This is a genomic window from Actinomycetospora endophytica (genome assembly GCF_021026375.1).
Taxonomy (GTDB): domain Bacteria; phylum Actinomycetota; class Actinomycetes; order Mycobacteriales; family Pseudonocardiaceae; genus Actinomycetospora; species Actinomycetospora endophytica.
Genome location: NZ_JAJNDB010000001.1, coordinates 651,714 through 666,817 on the forward strand (window position 1 = coordinate 651,714; position 15,104 = coordinate 666,817).

Sequence of the window (15,104 nt, forward strand, 5' to 3'; positions counted from 1 at the left end):
GGCGTGACGGGCCGGTCGTTCCTCGCCGAGGGGCGACCGGCCCTCGTCGTCGGGCCCGGAGGTGATCGGCGGGGGACGATGCCCCGGCGGCACGGGTGGGCCGCGCCCTCGGAGGTGGGGATGGCGACCAGGGTGCTCGCGGCGGGGGCGGTCGTCCGCGACGCGGCAGGGCGGTTCCTGCTCGTGCAGCGGGCCAACGACCCGGAGGCCGGGCGGTGGACGCTGCCGGGCGGGCGGGTCGAGCCCGGGGAGTCACCGGCCGCGGCGGCGGCGCGGGAGGTGGCCGAGGAGACCGGCCTGGAGGTGGCGGTCGGGCGGGAGTGGCTCGTTCTCGAACGCCCGGCCGGGCCGGGGGTGGTGTTCGAGATCCACGACTTCCTCGCCGAGCCCGTCGGCGGGACGCTGCGCGCGGGGGACGACGCGGCGGACGCGGGCTGGTTCACCCCGGCCGAACTGGGCCGGATGGCCCTGACGACGGGGCTGCTCGGCCACCTGGAGACGGCCGGTCTGGTGAATCGTCCAGACACCGCCCGTGGCCGTCCGAGTCCGGATGGTGAGCGCGCCCCATGACCGCCTCATCACGTTTAGGCTGAGGGGATGACCACGGCTGAGGCGACCCCGAGCAGCCAGCCCTTCACCATCGACGGGCAGCTGTGCTTCGCACTGCACTCGGCGTCGCGCGCGATGACCGCCTGCTACCGGCAGGGACTGGACGACCTGGGCCTGACCTACAGCCAGTATGCGGTCATGCTGGTCCTCTGGCAGCACGAGGCCGTGTCGATGGGCTCGCTCTGCGAGCAGCTGCACCTGGACTCCGGGACCCTCTCGCCGCTGCTCAAGCGCCTCGAGAAGCAGGGCCGCGTGACGCGCCGCCGCCGCCCCGAGGACGAGCGGACGCTGGAGATCGCCTGCACCGAGCAGGGCCGCGAGCTCCGGGAGAGGGCCAGGGAGGTCCAGCGCGGGGTGGAGCGGGCCACCGGGATGAGCGGCGGCGAGCTGGCCGCCCTGCGCGAACAGCTCAACGAGCTCGCCGGGCGGCTGCGCGACGCGACCGCGATCCAGGAGGGCCACGTCTGAACGGCCCGGGCGCACCCGCCGTGATCCGCGGGGGGTTGCCCGGACAGTCCGGTCGGAGGCAATCTGATCGGACACGATCGGTCAGGCGGTCCGGAGACCCGTCGTGCCCTCTCCTCGCGCCGGGAGCCGACGCCGATGACCACTCCGAGCGGGGCGCGCCCCGCTCCCGTGCCGCCCCCGGCCCCGTGCGCGGTCTGCTCCCATCCGGTCACCCCCGACGAGGACGGGACGGTGCGTATCGTCGGGCTCGCGCCGCGGGAAGCACCGCGGCTCTGGGTGTGGGGACCGGCCGTGGTGCACGACGAGTGCCGCTACGACGTCCGTACCCCGCTCGACGACCACACCGGCTACCTTCCGGTGGAGCAACGGGTACGTACAGCTGGTTAGGGGGCGGCCGGGTTTGCGGGCCGTGAGACGGGGGAACATGCCGGGGTCGACCCGTCGTCGTGCCCGGGACCCGGAGGATCCGTGACTCCGCACGTCCCGCTCCAGCTCTCCGCCGACGCCGGACCGCCTCGCGTCGGGGCCTTCCGTCGTGCCCTGCGGCGTTGGCTCGGGGACGCCCTGGAGGCCCGTCAGGCGGAAGTGGGTGCGTCGCCGGACCTGTCGGACGACCTCGCCGACCTCGCCGACGACCTCGTGCTGGCCACCAGCGAGGCCCTCGAGAACGTCGTCGACCACGCCTTCGCGGGCGTGGCGGAGCCCGGCCGGATGTCGCTGCAGGCCTACCTCGCCGACGACGTCGTGACGATCGTGGTCGCCGACGACGGGCACTGGCGCGCCCCCACCAGCGGGCCGACGAGCCGCGGGCGCGGCATCACGCTGATGCAGAACCTCACCGACGCCGAGGTCGACCACGGGCCCGGCGGCACCACGGTGACGATGCGCAAGCCGCTCCCCCAGCCGGCGCACGACCGGCCGATCGCGCAGGCCTGAGAACCGGGCGCGGGGGGCCGGGGCTCAGCCCACGGCGGGCATGCGGGCGGTCGGTTCGTCCGCCCCGACGATCCGGCGGCGGTCGCCGTCGTCGCCGAGATCGGCGAACGCGTCCACCGCGAGCGCGGCCGGCGGCACCACGGCCGCGACCACGCCGAGCGCGCCGAGCACGTCGGTCGGGTAGTGGTAGCCGCGTCCCACCAGGCAGACGCCGACCACGACGACCAACAGGGCCAGCGCCGCCGCCACGAGCCGGCGCGTGCGGGCCGCGAGCGCCGGCGTGGAGAGCACCAGGATCGCGGCGGTGACGGCGATCGAGGCCACGGCCGTGGTGTGGCCGCTCGGGAACGCGAGCGAGCCGTCGCGGGTGCGCTGGACCATCGGCTTGAGCACCAGCGAGGTGGTCACCATCGCCGCGCCCGGGGCCAGCAGCACGAAGGCAAGCCCCCGGCCGCCACGCCACCACCAGGCCGCCGCGGCGAGCGCCACCAGGAGCACCGCGACCGGGATCGGGTCGCCGAGGTCCGAGAAGGCCTCCCCGACGAACGCCAGGGCCCCGTGGTGCATCGGGACGAGCGCGGCCAGGGCGCGGTCGATGCGCCCCGCCTCGCCGTCACCCGCGTACCGGACCGAGAGCACGCCGACGAGGAGCACGCCGAGCAGGACGACCGGCACCACCAGGGGGCGTCGCCGCCGCGGGACCACCGGGGCCGTCCGTCCCGAGAGCACGTCCTGGCCTGCTTCCACCCGGCGCTCCTTCCCGACACGCGGTCGACCCTGCAGTGGTCGACCGCATCCGCATGTGCAGAATCCCGCGTGACGCCCTGCGACGACGTCTGCGCCGCCCGTGACCGACAGTGTGCACACGGGCCCCGGACGACGCCCGGCCGGGGCGCGAAGGGGGGTGACGGGTGGGACGTCCGGACGAGAGCAGTGATGACGGCGGGGTGCGCGACCCCGGCGGGGACGCGTCCCGCCGGATGACCGGCGCGGCGCTCACCCGCCCGGAGCAGGCTCCCCGCGAGACCCTCCTCGCCCTGGCGCGCGCCGCGTCCGCGCGCGCCTCGCGCGTACCGCACCCCGGCACCGGCACGCCCGCCGCCGACCTCACCGCCCTGACCGACCTCGTCGCCCGGACGAGGTACACCGCCGACCCCGGCACCCGCGCGGTGCTGCTGCGCGAGGCCGCCGGCGCCCACCTGGCGGTCCGGGGTGCGGGCCCGTCCGCCGACGACGGCTCGGACGGCGCCGAGCGGCTCCTCGACGAGCTCGTGGCACTGGTCGCCGAGAACGGGCTCACCCTCTTCGCGGTCGACGCCGAGGCCCTGCTCGCCCGCCGCGCGCTGCTCGCCGACGACGAGGAGTCCGCGCTCGCCGCCGCGACCCGGGCGCTCACCCAGCTCGACGAGCAGTCCGTCGTCGACCACGCGCCGACGCAGCACGAGCACCGCGGCAACCTGCAGGACACCTACCGGCTCGTCGCGGCCACCCTCACCTCGCTGGGCCTCAACGAGGTCGCCCAGCCGCTGCTCACCCGGGCCCGGGTGATCGCCGAGGACGACGGCGACGTCCTCGCCGCCGCCCGCTGCGACCACGAGCACGTCCGGGTGCTCATCTCGTGGGGGCTGCGCCTGCAGCGGGCCCGCCGCGACGGTCTGCCCCACCTCGACGACGCCGCCCGGCGCGCCGCCGAGCTGCACGCCGAGCCCGCCCTGCTCCCCGCGGACCACCGCCTGCTCCTGCGGGCCGCCCTGACACTGGCCCGGCGCCCGGCCGGCGAGCCGGACATGTACGGCCGCGTCCGCAGCCCCGAGGAGGTCGCCGCCACCGCGCGGGGCGACGCCGCGGCCCTGGGCTCCGACGAGCGCGTCTGTCCCGCGCTGGCCGACCACCTGCTCTGCCGGCTGGCCACGGCCCGGGCGCTCACGCTCGCCGACCGGCGCGACGAGGCCGCCGCCCTGCTCGAGCGGGTCCGGTCCCGGCAGCCGCGCGGCGAGCCGAACCTGCTGCTCGCCGTCAGCCGGGAGCTCACCCACGTCACCGCCGAGGGGCCCGGGGCGGGCAGCGTCCCGGGACGGCGGGCGTTGCGCGACTACACCGCCGACCTCGAGCACGAGCTGTGGACGCTGCAGCGCGCCCGGGTCCTCTCGCTGACCACGCGGCTGGCCCACGAGCAGCTGCGCCGCGAGCACGGCGAGGCCACCGCCCAGGCCCGCACCGACCCGTTGACCGGCCTGCCCAACCGGCGCGCCCTCGACGACGTGCTCGCCGACCACCTCACCACCGTGGCCACGCGCAGCGGTGCGGCGCTCTCGATCGCGATGGTCGACGTCGACCGGTTCAAGACGATCAACGACCGGATGTCCCACGCTCGCGGCGACCACGTGCTGCGCCTCGTCGCGGAGACGCTGCGGCGCTGCCTGCGCGCCGACGACGTCGTAGCCCGCTACGGCGGCGACGAGTTCGTCGTCGTACTGCCCGGGAGCACCGAGATCTCGGCGTGTGCCGCGCTCGAGCGGGCCGCGCTCGCCGTCGCGGGGGTGCCGGTCGGGGACGGCTCGTGGGTGTCGCTCTCGGTGGGGGTCGCGGGCACCGCGCACTCCGGGGTCACCCCCGGGACGCTGCTCGCCCGGGCCGACCGGGCGATGTACGAGGCGAAGCGTGCCGGAGGCGGCGCGGTGGTCCTCGACGCCGGCGACGACGCGGCCGACACCCCGTCCGAGGGCCTCGCCGTCGGCGGGTGAGAGGATCGATCCCGACGGGCCCGTGGGCCGGTGGAGCCCGCCTGTTCTGCCCGTGCGCGCCGGTCGTCACCGTGCCGCCACCACCGCCGACGAGTTCCAGGAGCGAGAAGAGCCGATGCCGTCGACCCCCGCCGCGGTCGTCGTCCTGGCCGCGGGAGAGGGCACCCGCATGCGCTCGGCCACGCCCAAGGTGCTCCACCCGGTCGGCGGGCGCAGCCTGCTCGGCCACGCGCTGCACGCCGCCGCGGGGACCACGCCGGACAACCTCGTCGTCGTGGTCGGCCACGGGCGCGAGGAGGTCGGCACCCACTGCCACCTCATCGGCACCGAGCTCGGCCGCCAGGTCCGGACCGCCGTCCAGGACCGCAGGCGCGGCACCGGGCACGCGGTCGCGTGCGGGGTCACCGCGCTGCCCGCCGACGCGACGGGCACCGTCCTGGTCTCCTACGGCGACGTCCCGCTGCTCGACGCCGCGACCCTGCGCGCACTGGTCGCCGAGCACGACGACGCCGGGAACGCCGTCACGCTGCTGACCGCCGAGATGGACGACCCGACCGGCTACGGGCGCGTGGTGCGCGACGACAAGGGCGCCGTGACGGCCATCGTCGAGCAGGCCGACGCGACGCTGACGCAGCTGGCGATCACCGAGGTCAACTCCGGGGTCTACGCCTTCGACCTCACCGTCCTGCGCGCCGCGCTCGCCCGGCTGGGCACCGACAACGCGCAGGGCGAGCTCTACCTGACCGACGTCGTCGCCTCGGCGCACCGCGACGGGCTGGCGGTCGGGGCCGTGGAGCTCGAGGACCCCTGGCTGGTGGCGGGCGTCAACGACCGGGTCCAGCTGGCCGCGATGGGCGCCGAGATCAACCACCGGGTGCTCGAGCGGTGGATGCGTGCGGGCGTCACGGTCGTCGACCCCCGCTCGACCTGGGTGGACGTCGGCGTCCGCCTCGAGCGCGACGTGACACTGCTGCCCGGCACCCAGCTGCACGGCACGACGACCGTCGGGGAGGCCGCCACGGTCGGCCCCGACTCCACGCTCACCGACGTCGCCGTCGGGGCCCGGGCGACCGTGGTGCGCACCCACGGCAGCAACTCGACCGTCGGCGCGGAGACCTCCGTCGGCCCGTTCGCCTACCTGCGCCCCGGCGTCGAGCTGGCCGAGCGCGGCAAGATCGGGACGTTCGTCGAGGTCAAGAACTCGCGGATCGGGACCGGCAGCAAGGTGCCGCACCTGACCTACGTCGGGGACGCCACCATCGGCGAGCAGAGCAACATCGGGGCGTCCAGCGTGTTCGTCAACTACGACGGGGTGTCCAAGCACCGCAGCGTCGTCGGCGACCATGTCCGGACGGGTAGTGACAACACGTTCGTGGCACCCGTCACCATCGGGGACGGTGCCTACACCGGTGCGGGCACCGTGATCCGCGAGGACGTCCCCCCGGGTGCCCTCGCCGTGTCCTCGGGTCCGCAGCGGACGATCGAGGGCTGGGTGGAGCGGAAACGCCCGGGGACGGCGGCGGCAGACGCCGCGGCCCGAGCGGCCGGACCACCCGACGGGGGACCGGACGACGGACCACGATCGTCCGACCGGCGCGACCAGGAGGAGCAGTGACCGTGAGCGCAGTGTCGTCGACCCCCAAGAAGAGCCTGATGCTCTTCTCCGGCCGGGCCCACCCCGAGCTGGCCGAGCAGGTCGCCAAGGAGCTCGACGTCACGATCACCCCGCAGGCGGCGTACGACTTCGCCAACGGCGAGATCTTCGTGCGCTTCGAGGAGTCCGTCCGCGGCTGCGACGCCTTCGTGATCCAGAGCCACACCGCGCCGATCAACCAGTGGCTCATGGAGCAGCTGATCATGATCGACGCGCTCAAGCGGGCGTCGGCGAAGCGCATCACCGCGGTCGTGCCGTTCTACGGCTACGCCCGGCAGGACAAGAAGCACCGCGGCCGCGAGCCCATCTCGGCGCGCCTGGTGGCCGACCTGCTCAAGACCGCGGGCGCCCACCGGATCATGACGATCGACCTGCACACCGACCAGATCCAGGGCTTCTTCGACGGCCCGGTCGACCACCTGCTCGCGAACAAGGTCCTCGCCGAGCACCTGCGCGACGCCTACGCCGACGAGCACCTCGCCGTCGTCGCCCCGGACTCCGGCCGCGTGCGCGTCGCCGAGAAGTGGGCCGACACGATGGGCGGCGTCCCGCTGGCGTTCATCCACAAGAGCCGGGACAAGACGAAGCCCAACGAGGTCGTCGCGAACCGCGTCGTCGGTGACGTCGAGGGCCGCGTCTGCATCCTCGTCGACGACATGATCGACACCGGCGGGACGATCGCGAAGGCCACCGAGGCGCTGCTCGCCGACGGGGCCCGCGACGTCGTCATCGCCGCCACGCACGGGGTGCTCTCCGGCCCGGCGGTGGAGCGGCTCTCGACCTGCGGCGCGCGCGAGGTCATCATCACCAACACGCTGCCGATCCCGGACGAGAAGCGGTTCCCGCAGCTCACCGTGCTCTCCATCGCCCCGGTGATCGCGCGGGCCGTCCGCGAGGTGTTCGAGGACGGCTCGGTCACCAACCTGTTCGACGGGAACGCCTGACGGTTTCTCGGCCCGGCGCCCCTCCCTGACGGAAGCCGCCGCCGCCGCCTCGGTAGACTCGGCGGCGATCCACTTCGGCGAGGGCGGCCCACATCCGGGCGCCGTGATCGACGCGGTGGGCATCGCGGTGCGGGAGGAGTTCCCGGGCGCCGGGGTGCCGGCCCGCTCCCGCCGGCCCGCACCATCGCAGGAGAACCAGCACCGTCATGGCTGACGTCAAGATCACCGCGCAGACCCGCACCGAGTTCGGCAAGGGCGCCGCGCGCCGCACCCGCCGCGCGGGCCGCGTCCCCGCCGTCCTCTACGGGCACAGCACCGACCCGGTGCACCTGTCCTTCGACACCGTCGAGTTCGCCGCCGTCATGCGCGAGAACGGCCGCAACGCCGTCCTCACCGTCACCGGCGCGGGCTCCCCGCAGCTGGCGCTGACCAAGAGCGTCGTGCGCGACCCGATCAAGGGCTTCATCGAGCACGTCGACCTCGTGGTGGTGCGCCGCGGCGAGAAGGTCACCGTCGACGTCCCCGTCGTGACCGTCGGCGACGCCGCGAACGGGACCCTCGTCTTCCAGAACGAGGACACCCTGACCATCGAGGCCGACGCGATGGACATCCCCGAGGAGATCAGCGTCGTCATCGACGAGGCCGAGATCGGCACGCAGTTCCTGGCCGGGGAGATCCGCCTGCCCGACGGCTCGACGCTGGTCTCCGACCCGGAGCTCCTCGTCGTCAACGTCACCGAGGCGCCGACCGAGGACGCCATGGAGGAGGAGATCGACGCCGAGGGTGCCGGTGTCGAGGAGGACGCGTCCGAGGACGAGGCCGAGGCCTCCGAGTCCGGCGAGTCCTCGGACTCCGACGACTCCGAGGGCGAGTCCTCGGACTCCTCCGACGAGAGCTGAGTCGTGGCCGCTCCCGGATCCCCCCGGCCCGACGGCCCGACGGTCGTCGCGGGCCTGGGGAATCCTGGAGCGGACTACGACGGGACCCGGCACAACGTCGGGTTCGCGGTCGCCGACGTGCTCGCCGGGCGGGTCGGTGGCCGCTTCTCCGCGCACCGCAAGTCCGGCGCCGACGTCGCGGAGGGCCGGCTGGCCGGGCGCAAGGCGATCCTGGTCAAGCCGCGCGGCTACATGAATCTCTCGGGCGGTCCGGTCGCGAACGCGCTGCGCTTCTTCTCGGTGCCCGCGGACGACCTCGTCGTCGTCCACGACGACCTCGACCTCGACTTCGGCGTCGTCCGCCTCAAGCGCGGCGGCGGCGAGGGCGGGCACAACGGGCTGCGGTCGATCTCGAAGTCGCTCGGCACCAAGGACTACCTACGGGTGCGGTTCGGGATCGGGCGCCCGCCCGGACGTCAGGACCCCGCGGACTACGTGCTCAAGCGGTGGTCCTCCGCCGAGCGTCGCGAGCTCGACGTGTCGCTGGAGCTCGCCGCGGACGCCGTCGAGGCGCTGCTCGCGGAGGGCCTGGAGGCGGCGCAGAACCGGCTCCACTAGGTGCGCTCCGCGCTCGTGAGCACTCATTGATGCCCTGGCATCAATGAGTGCTCACAGGCGCGAAGCGCACCTCCAGCGCCGCCACCCCCGCCCCCTCGGCGTCCCCCCGCGCCTCGAGCCACGCCCGGTGGGCGGCGGCCCACTCGAGGTGCAGGACGCCCAGGTGCTCGGCCAGCAGCGCCCCGGCGTCCGGGCCGACCCCGTGCTCCCGCCACGAGGCGGCCGCGGTGACCAGCGGCGACGCCGGCCCGCGGTGCGTCGTCACGTACCAGTCGACCGCCTCGGCGTTGGCCCCGGCGCGACCGGTCTGCAGCGTCGCGAGGAATCGCACCGGGAAGAGCACGGCCTTGGTGACGGTCCTCGCGTCCTTCCCCGCCAGCCGGCCGGGGTCGCGCACGGTCGCCACGCGGGCCTCGTCGAACCACCGCAGGGCGAAGCGGACGCCGTCGAGCACGAGGTCGGCGTGGGTCGGCGGGACCGCCCCGGCGCGGCGGTCGGCCCCCGCGAGCAGGCGGCCGTGCTCGAGGAGGTCGAGCCGGTCGACGGCGGGCAGCCGGACCCGGCCCGCGGCGCCGTGCTGGACGTCGCGCCACCGGCCCCAGAACACCGAGAGCCGGTCCGCGGGACCCGGCCCGCAACCGCGCCGGGTGAGGATGCGGACCGCGCGCATCCGGGCCCGCGAGAGTGGCCCCGCCGAGCGCACGACCAGCGCGAGGTCGACGTCGCTGACCTCCGGCGCGTACCCGCCGTGCGCGAGGCTCCCGATCGCGTAGGCCGCCTCGAAGCCCGATCCGAAGAGCCGACGTGCCCACCGGACGGCCTCGGTGAGCACGGCCTCGGCGTCAGTCGACACTGGCCTCGAGCCACGACTCCTCGAGCTGCTCCCGCTCGGAGAGCAGCGCCTTGAGCTCGGCGTCGAGCTCCTGCAGGCGTCCCGGGTCGGTGGCGGCGTCGGCGAGCGCGGTGTGCAGCTGCTTCTCCCGGGTGTCCAGCTTCTCGATGCGCCGCTCGATCCGCTGGATCTCCTTGCGGGCCGCGCGCCGGTCGCCCTCGGAGCCACCGGGAACACCGCCGGGTGTCGCCGACGAGGACGCCGCCGCCACCGACCGGACGTTCTCCCGCTCGGCCTGCTGGTCGCGGCGGCGCAGGTACTCCTCGATCCCGCCGGGCAGATCGGTGATCCGCCCGTCGCCGAAGAGCGCCACGACGCGGTCGCAGATGCGCTCGGTGAGGTAGCGGTCGTGGCTCACGACGACGAGCGTGCCCGCCCAGTTGTCGAGCAGGTCCTCGAGCTGCTGGAGGGTGTCGACGTCGAGGTCGTTGGTGGGCTCGTCGAGCAGCAGCACGTTCGGCTCGGTCATGAGCAGGCGCACCAGCTGCAGCCGGCGCCGCTCCCCGCCGGAGAGCTCGGCCACCGGGGTCCACTGCCGCGACGCCGGGAACCCGAAGCGCTCCGCCAGCGCCGACGCGGTGTGCTCGCGCCCGCCGATCCAGACCCGCTCCGCGATGTCCTCCACCGCCTGCAGCACCCGTCGGTGGAGCGGCAGGTCGGACAGGTCCTGGGAGAGGTGGGCCATCCGCACCGTCGTCCCCTGGGTGCGCTTCCCGCCGTCGAGCTCGCGCTCCCCGGCGACCGTCCGGAGCAGCGTCGTCTTGCCCGACCCGTTGATCCCGACGATGCCGACCCGGTCACCCGGGCCGATCCGCCAGGTCTGCCGGTCCACGATCGTGCGGGGCGGCTCCGACGGCACCGTCAGGGTCGCGTCCTCGAGCTCGACGACGGTGCGCCCGAGCCGGTGCCGGGCCATCGTCACCAGCTCGACGGTGTCGCGCGGCTCCGGCACGTCGGCGATGAGGGCCTCGGCGGCCTCCACCCGGTAGCGCGGCTTCGAGGTCCGGGCCTGGGGCCCGCGGCGCAGCCACGCCAGCTCCTTGCGGGCCAGGTTGCGACGACGCTGCTCGGCCGCGTCGGCGAGGCGGGCCCGCTCCGCGCGCGCGAAGATCCAGTCGTTGTAGCCGCCCTCGTACTGCTCCACGTGCCCGTCGACGACCTCCCAGGTGCGCGAGGCGACGGTGTCGAGGAACCAGCGGTCGTGGGTCACGACGACGAGGGCGGTGCGGCGGGCGAGCAGGTGCTCGGCGAGCCAGCGCACGCCCTCGACGTCGAGGTGGTTGGTGGGCTCGTCGAGCACGAGCAGGTCGAGGTCCTGCACGAGCGCCGCGGCGAGCGCGATCCGCTGCCGCTCGCCGCCGGAGAGCCCCTCGATCGACGCGTCCAGCCCTCGGCCCCCGCCCGGGCGCAGGCCCTCGATGACGGCGCGGCTGCGCGGCTCGGCGGCCCACTCGTGATCGGGGATCTCACCGCCCAGGACCGAGGACCGCACCGTCGCGCCGGTCGGCTGCGACTGCTGGGTCACCGACGCCATCCGCAGTCCCCGCACCGGGCTGACCCGGCCGGAGTCGGGATCGAGGCGGCCGGCCAGGATCGAGATCAGCGTCGACTTGCCGCCGCCGTTGCGCCCGACGACGCCGACGCGGTCACCGCTGTCGACGCCGAGCGAGACCCCGTCGAGCACGGGTTTCGGGCCGCCGAAGGCGATGGCGACGTTCTCCAGGTTGACCAGGTTGGGCACGGGGTCCTCAGGGGTGACGGGTCAGGCGTACATGTTGGGGCCCGGATCCCCGGCCGGGGGGCCGCCGGGTCCGCGCGGGGGCCGCGTCGGATCACCGTCGATCACCCGGGCGCCGGGCACCGGGCCGTGGGCGACGCGGACGGTGCGGCACACCCCGGCTCCGGCGAGCTCGGCGGCCACCCGCACCGCGGACGGTCCGTCGGTGCACAGGAAGACGCAGGTCGGGCCGGAGCCGGACACCACGCCGGCGAGTGCCCCGGCGGAGACCCCCGCCCGCAGGGTACGGCGTAGGCCGGGGTCGAGGCTCACGGCGGCCGCCTGCAGGTCGTTGCCGAGGAGCAGGGCGAGCGAGCGCGCCTCGCCGGACGCGATGGCCTCGAGGACGGGTTCGACGCTGCCGATGCGGCGCAGCGGTCCCTCGGCGTCGGCGCCCTGGCGGAGCCGGTCGAGCTCGCCGAACACGGTCGGCGTCGAGAGGCCGTGGTCCTGCAGCGCCACCACCCAGTGGAAGGTGTGGCGGGAGAGCACCGGCACCAGGGACTCGCCGCGCCCGGTCCCGAGCGCGGTGCCGCCGTGCAGGGCGAACGCCACGTCGCTGCCCACGGTCGCGGCGATCTCCATGAGCGCCTCGCGGCCCAGGTCGAGCCGCCAGAGCGAGGCCAGCGCGAGCAGCGCGCCCGCCGCGTCGGCGCTGCCCCCGGCCATGCCGCCCGCGACGGGGATGGCCTTGCGCAGGCCGATGCGCACGTCCGGCTCGCGCCCGACGGCCTCGGCGAGCGCGACGGCGGCCTGCCAGGCGAGGTTGGAGGAGTCGACGGGGACCGCGTCCCGCTCCTCGTCGGTGAGGTCCCCGAGCAGCTCCACCCCCGGTGCGCCCTGCCCGATCGTCGCGAGCCGCTCCCCCGTGGGCCGCCCGGCGTGCGCGGTGACGACCGAGACCTCATCGAACAGATTGAGCGCCTGGAACACGGTCACGAGGTCGTGGTAGCCGTCCGGACGCGTGTCCCCGACCGCGAGGTGGAGATTGATCTTGGCCGGGACGCGCACGGTCACGGGGGGCCCGACGGCGGAGAGCACCCGTCCAGGGTAATGACCGTCGTCGACCGGGCGGCCGGGGTGCGGTGCCCCGGCCCCGGGAACCTCCCGGCGGCGCGGACCGTTGAGCGGACACCCCGACAAACCGGACCGCACCAGGAGTCATGGACCCCACCGACCGTCCCCGCCCCGTCCCCTGCCGGCCCGCGCGGGCGGTGGGGCCCGTGATCGTCACGATCCTCGGCGTCCTGCTCGGCGTGGTCGTGGTCGTGGCCATCACCGCGGCGACCGGCTACTTCGTCGCGCAGGAGTTCGGCTACATGGCCGTCGACCGGGCGCGGCTGCGGGCCCGCGCGGCCGACGGCGACGCCGCGGCGACCCGGGCGCTCGACATCACCCGCCGCACCTCCTTCATGCTCTCCGGCGCCCAGCTCGGCATCACCGTGACCGGCCTGCTCGTCGGGTACGTCGCCGAGCCGCTGATCGGCGACGGGATCGGCATGCTGCTCGGCGGGGTGGGCGTCCCGACGGCCGTCGGGGTGGCGGTCGGGACCGTGTTCGCGCTGCTGCTCTCCACCGTCGTCCAGATGATCTTCGGGGAGCTGTTCCCCAAGAACCTCGCGATCGCCCGGCCGGAGCCGGTGGCGCGGCGTCTGGCCGGCTCGACGCGGGTGTACCTGGCGCTGTTCGGGTGGCTGATCCGAATCTTCGACGCCGCCTCGAACGCGCTGCTCGGGCTGTTGCGCATCGAGCCGGTACACGACGTCGAGCACTCCGCCACCCCGCGCGACCTCGCGGCGATCATCGACGACTCCCGGGTCTCCGGGGACCTGCGGCCCGACCTCGCGCGGCTGCTCGACCGCGCCGTCTCCTTCGACGAGCGGACGGCGCGGGCCGCGATGGTGCCCCGCCCGCGGGTCGCGTGGGCGGCGTCCGAGGCGACGGCGGCGAGCCTCGTCCCCCGGATGGCCGCGGCGCACTCCCGCTACCCGGTGCTCGCCCGACCGGAGGGCGAGGGCGAGCGGGAGCTGGTCGGGATCGTCGGGCTGCGCGACGTCCTGGCCGCGGCCGACGACGGACGCGACCTGGACCGGCTGACCGTCTCCGACCTCGCCCGCGACGCCGTCCTGGTCCCGACCACGCTCCCGCTGCCCGAGGTGCTGGCCCGCCTGCGCGGCGCGGGAGAGCAGCTCGCCTGTGTGCTCGACGAGTACGGCGGGCTGGCCGGCGTCGTCGCCCTGGAGGACCTGGCCGAGGAGCTCGTCGGGGAGATCACCGACGAGCACGACCGGGCGGGCACCGACCGCGTCCGGACCGCCCCGGACGGCGGGGGCTGGCTCGTCCCGGCCGACCACCACGTCGACGAGGTCGGCCGGCTGCTCGCGGCGGAGCTGCCCACCGGGGACTACGAGACGATCGGCGGGCTGGTCACCGCGCGGCTGCGGCGGCTGCCCGCGGTCGGGGACGCGGTGGTCGTCCCCCTCGAGGCCCCCGACCCCGACGAGACGCCCCGCGAGCTCGTCGTCACCGTCTCCGCGACCGACCGGCGGGTGCCCTCGACGGTGCACGTCGCCTGGGCCCTCGGAGCCGGATCATGACCGTCGTCGAGATCGTCGTGTCGGTGGCGCTGATCGCGCTCAGCGCCTTCTTCGTGGCCGTCGAGTTCGCCCTGGTGGCCGCCCGGACCCACCGCCTCGAGGAGGCCGCGCGGACCAGCGCGTCGGCGCGGGCGGCGCTGCGCAGCGCGAAGGACCTCTCGCTGCTGCTCGCCGGGTCGCAGCTCGGGATCACGCTGTGCGTCCTCGGCCTCGGCGCGGTCACCAAGCCCGCCGTCGACGACGCCCTCGGCCCGCTGCTGGAGGGCTGGGGCGTGCCGGCGGCGGTGGCCGGCGTCGTGTCGTTCGTGCTGTCCCTCGTCGTCGTGACGTTCCTGCACCTCGTCGTCGGGGAGATGGCCCCGAAGTCCTGGGCGATCGCGCACCCGGAGCGCTCGGCCGTGCTGCTCGCGCTGCCGATGCGGGCCTTCATGACCGTCACCCGCCCGCTCCTGCTCCTGCTCGACGGGGCCGCGAACCGCTGCCTGCGCCTGCTCGGGGTCGAGCCGGTCGACGAGATGGCCGGCGGGCGCACCCCGGACGACCTGCGCGAGCTCGTCGAGCACTCGGCCTCGGTCGGGGCGCTCGACGGCGGCCGTCGCGACCGGGTCCTCGCCGTCCTGGACCTCGATGCCACCCCCGTGCGCGACCTCGCCCACGAACCCGTGGAGGTCGAGGCCGACGACGACGCCGAGGCGGTGCGCGCCGTGTCCCGCACGAGCGGGCACCTGCGCCTGGTCGTGCGCGAGGCCGGGCGGCCCGTCGGGTACGTCCACGTCCGCGACACCCTCGCCCGGGACCCCCGGACGCCCGCGCGGTCGATGACGCGGGCGCTGCTGTCGCTCGACGCCGGCACGACGCTCCACACGGCCGCCACCCGGATGCGGGAGGAGCGCACGCACCTGGCGGTCGTGGAGGCCGACGGGGACGTCCTCGGGGTCGTCGCCCTCGCCGACGTCGTGGGCCGCCTGCTGCCCGCCTGAGCGCGGC

15 protein-coding genes are annotated in these 15,104 nt (G+C 75.2%); 11 read left to right on the forward strand and 4 right to left on the reverse strand.

What is annotated here, in order from left to right; translation table 11 throughout:
* The first annotated feature begins 3 nt into the window (after nt 1-3).
* The 4 genes from LQ327_RS03160 (at nt 4) to LQ327_RS03175 (ending at nt 2,013) form a co-directional block, all read left to right on the forward strand.
* Nucleotides 4-570 (forward strand): NUDIX domain-containing protein, encoded by a 567-nt coding sequence (locus tag LQ327_RS03160; RefSeq protein WP_230730073.1) that lies wholly within the window; start codon nt 4-6, stop codon nt 568-570.
* Nucleotides 571-597: 27 nt separating this feature from the next.
* Nucleotides 598-1,077 (forward strand): MarR family winged helix-turn-helix transcriptional regulator, encoded by a 480-nt coding sequence (locus LQ327_RS03165; protein ID WP_230730074.1) that lies wholly within the window; start codon nt 598-600, stop codon nt 1,075-1,077.
* 135 nt (nt 1,078-1,212) lie between these two features.
* A complete protein-coding gene (locus tag LQ327_RS03170; protein WP_230730075.1) occupies nt 1,213-1,464 on the forward strand; it encodes a hypothetical protein in 252 nt (83 codons plus the stop codon).
* 81 nt (nt 1,465-1,545) lie between these two features.
* Nucleotides 1,546-2,013, forward strand: a complete 468-nt coding sequence (locus LQ327_RS03175) for an ATP-binding protein (protein WP_230730076.1) — start codon at nt 1,546-1,548, stop codon at nt 2,011-2,013.
* 24 nt (nt 2,014-2,037) lie between these two features.
* Here the strand turns inward: LQ327_RS03175 and LQ327_RS34520 are convergent, their stop codons facing one another.
* The gene (locus tag LQ327_RS34520; protein WP_230730077.1) at nt 2,038-2,760 is read right to left on the reverse strand and encodes a phosphatase PAP2 family protein; all 723 of its coding nucleotides are present in this window, start codon (nt 2,758-2,760) and stop codon (nt 2,038-2,040) included.
* A gap of 164 nt (nt 2,761-2,924) precedes the next feature.
* Between LQ327_RS34520 and LQ327_RS34525 the strand changes: the two genes are divergently transcribed.
* From LQ327_RS34525 to pth, 5 genes are all read left to right on the forward strand, one after another.
* Nucleotides 2,925-4,757, forward strand: a complete 1,833-nt coding sequence (locus LQ327_RS34525) for a GGDEF domain-containing protein (RefSeq protein ID WP_230730078.1) — start codon at nt 2,925-2,927, stop codon at nt 4,755-4,757.
* 115 nt (nt 4,758-4,872) lie between these two features.
* The gene (glmU, locus tag LQ327_RS03190) at nt 4,873-6,372 is read left to right on the forward strand and encodes a bifunctional UDP-N-acetylglucosamine diphosphorylase/glucosamine-1-phosphate N-acetyltransferase GlmU (RefSeq protein WP_230730079.1); all 1,500 of its coding nucleotides are present in this window, start codon (nt 4,873-4,875) and stop codon (nt 6,370-6,372) included.
* Nucleotides 6,373-6,374: 2 nt separating this feature from the next.
* The gene (locus tag LQ327_RS03195) at nt 6,375-7,355 is read left to right on the forward strand and encodes a ribose-phosphate diphosphokinase (protein ID WP_308286236.1); all 981 of its coding nucleotides are present in this window, start codon (nt 6,375-6,377) and stop codon (nt 7,353-7,355) included.
* A gap of 206 nt (nt 7,356-7,561) precedes the next feature.
* Complete coding sequence (locus LQ327_RS03200; RefSeq protein WP_230730080.1) at nt 7,562-8,254, forward strand: 50S ribosomal protein L25/general stress protein Ctc; 693 nt, start codon at nt 7,562-7,564, stop codon at nt 8,252-8,254.
* A 3-nt stretch (nt 8,255-8,257) separates the two neighbouring features.
* The gene (gene pth, locus LQ327_RS03205; protein WP_230730081.1) at nt 8,258-8,851 is read left to right on the forward strand and encodes an aminoacyl-tRNA hydrolase; all 594 of its coding nucleotides are present in this window, start codon (nt 8,258-8,260) and stop codon (nt 8,849-8,851) included.
* 40 nt (nt 8,852-8,891) lie between these two features.
* Here the strand turns inward: pth and LQ327_RS03210 are convergent, their stop codons facing one another.
* Genes LQ327_RS03210 through LQ327_RS03220 form a run of 3 tightly spaced genes read right to left on the reverse strand, consistent with a single transcriptional unit; the run spans nt 8,892 to nt 12,561 of the window.
* Nucleotides 8,892-9,704: a nucleotidyltransferase domain-containing protein gene (locus tag LQ327_RS03210; protein WP_230730082.1), complete on the reverse strand. Its 813-nt coding sequence runs from the start codon at nt 9,702-9,704 to the stop codon at nt 8,892-8,894.
* The gene (locus tag LQ327_RS03215; protein WP_230730083.1) at nt 9,694-11,484 is read right to left on the reverse strand and encodes an ABC-F family ATP-binding cassette domain-containing protein; all 1,791 of its coding nucleotides are present in this window, start codon (nt 11,482-11,484) and stop codon (nt 9,694-9,696) included. Before LQ327_RS03215 ends, LQ327_RS03210 begins: the two co-directional genes overlap by 11 nt.
* A 21-nt stretch (nt 11,485-11,505) precedes the next feature.
* On the reverse strand, nt 11,506-12,561 hold the full coding sequence (locus LQ327_RS03220; RefSeq protein WP_230730084.1) for a 4-(cytidine 5'-diphospho)-2-C-methyl-D-erythritol kinase: 1,056 nt from the start codon (nt 12,559-12,561) through the stop codon (nt 11,506-11,508).
* 122 nt (nt 12,562-12,683) lie between these two features.
* Here LQ327_RS03220 and LQ327_RS03225 point away from each other — a divergent pair, with 122 nt between their 5' ends.
* Nucleotides 12,684-14,117, forward strand: coding sequence for a hemolysin family protein (locus tag LQ327_RS03225; protein ID WP_230730085.1), 1,434 nt, complete (start codon nt 12,684-12,686; stop codon nt 14,115-14,117).
* Nucleotides 14,114-15,097: a CNNM domain-containing protein gene (locus tag LQ327_RS03230; protein ID WP_230730086.1), complete on the forward strand. Its 984-nt coding sequence runs from the start codon at nt 14,114-14,116 to the stop codon at nt 15,095-15,097. The genes LQ327_RS03225 and LQ327_RS03230 overlap by 4 nt, the downstream gene beginning before the upstream one ends.
* The last annotated feature ends 7 nt before the right edge of the window (nt 15,098-15,104 follow it).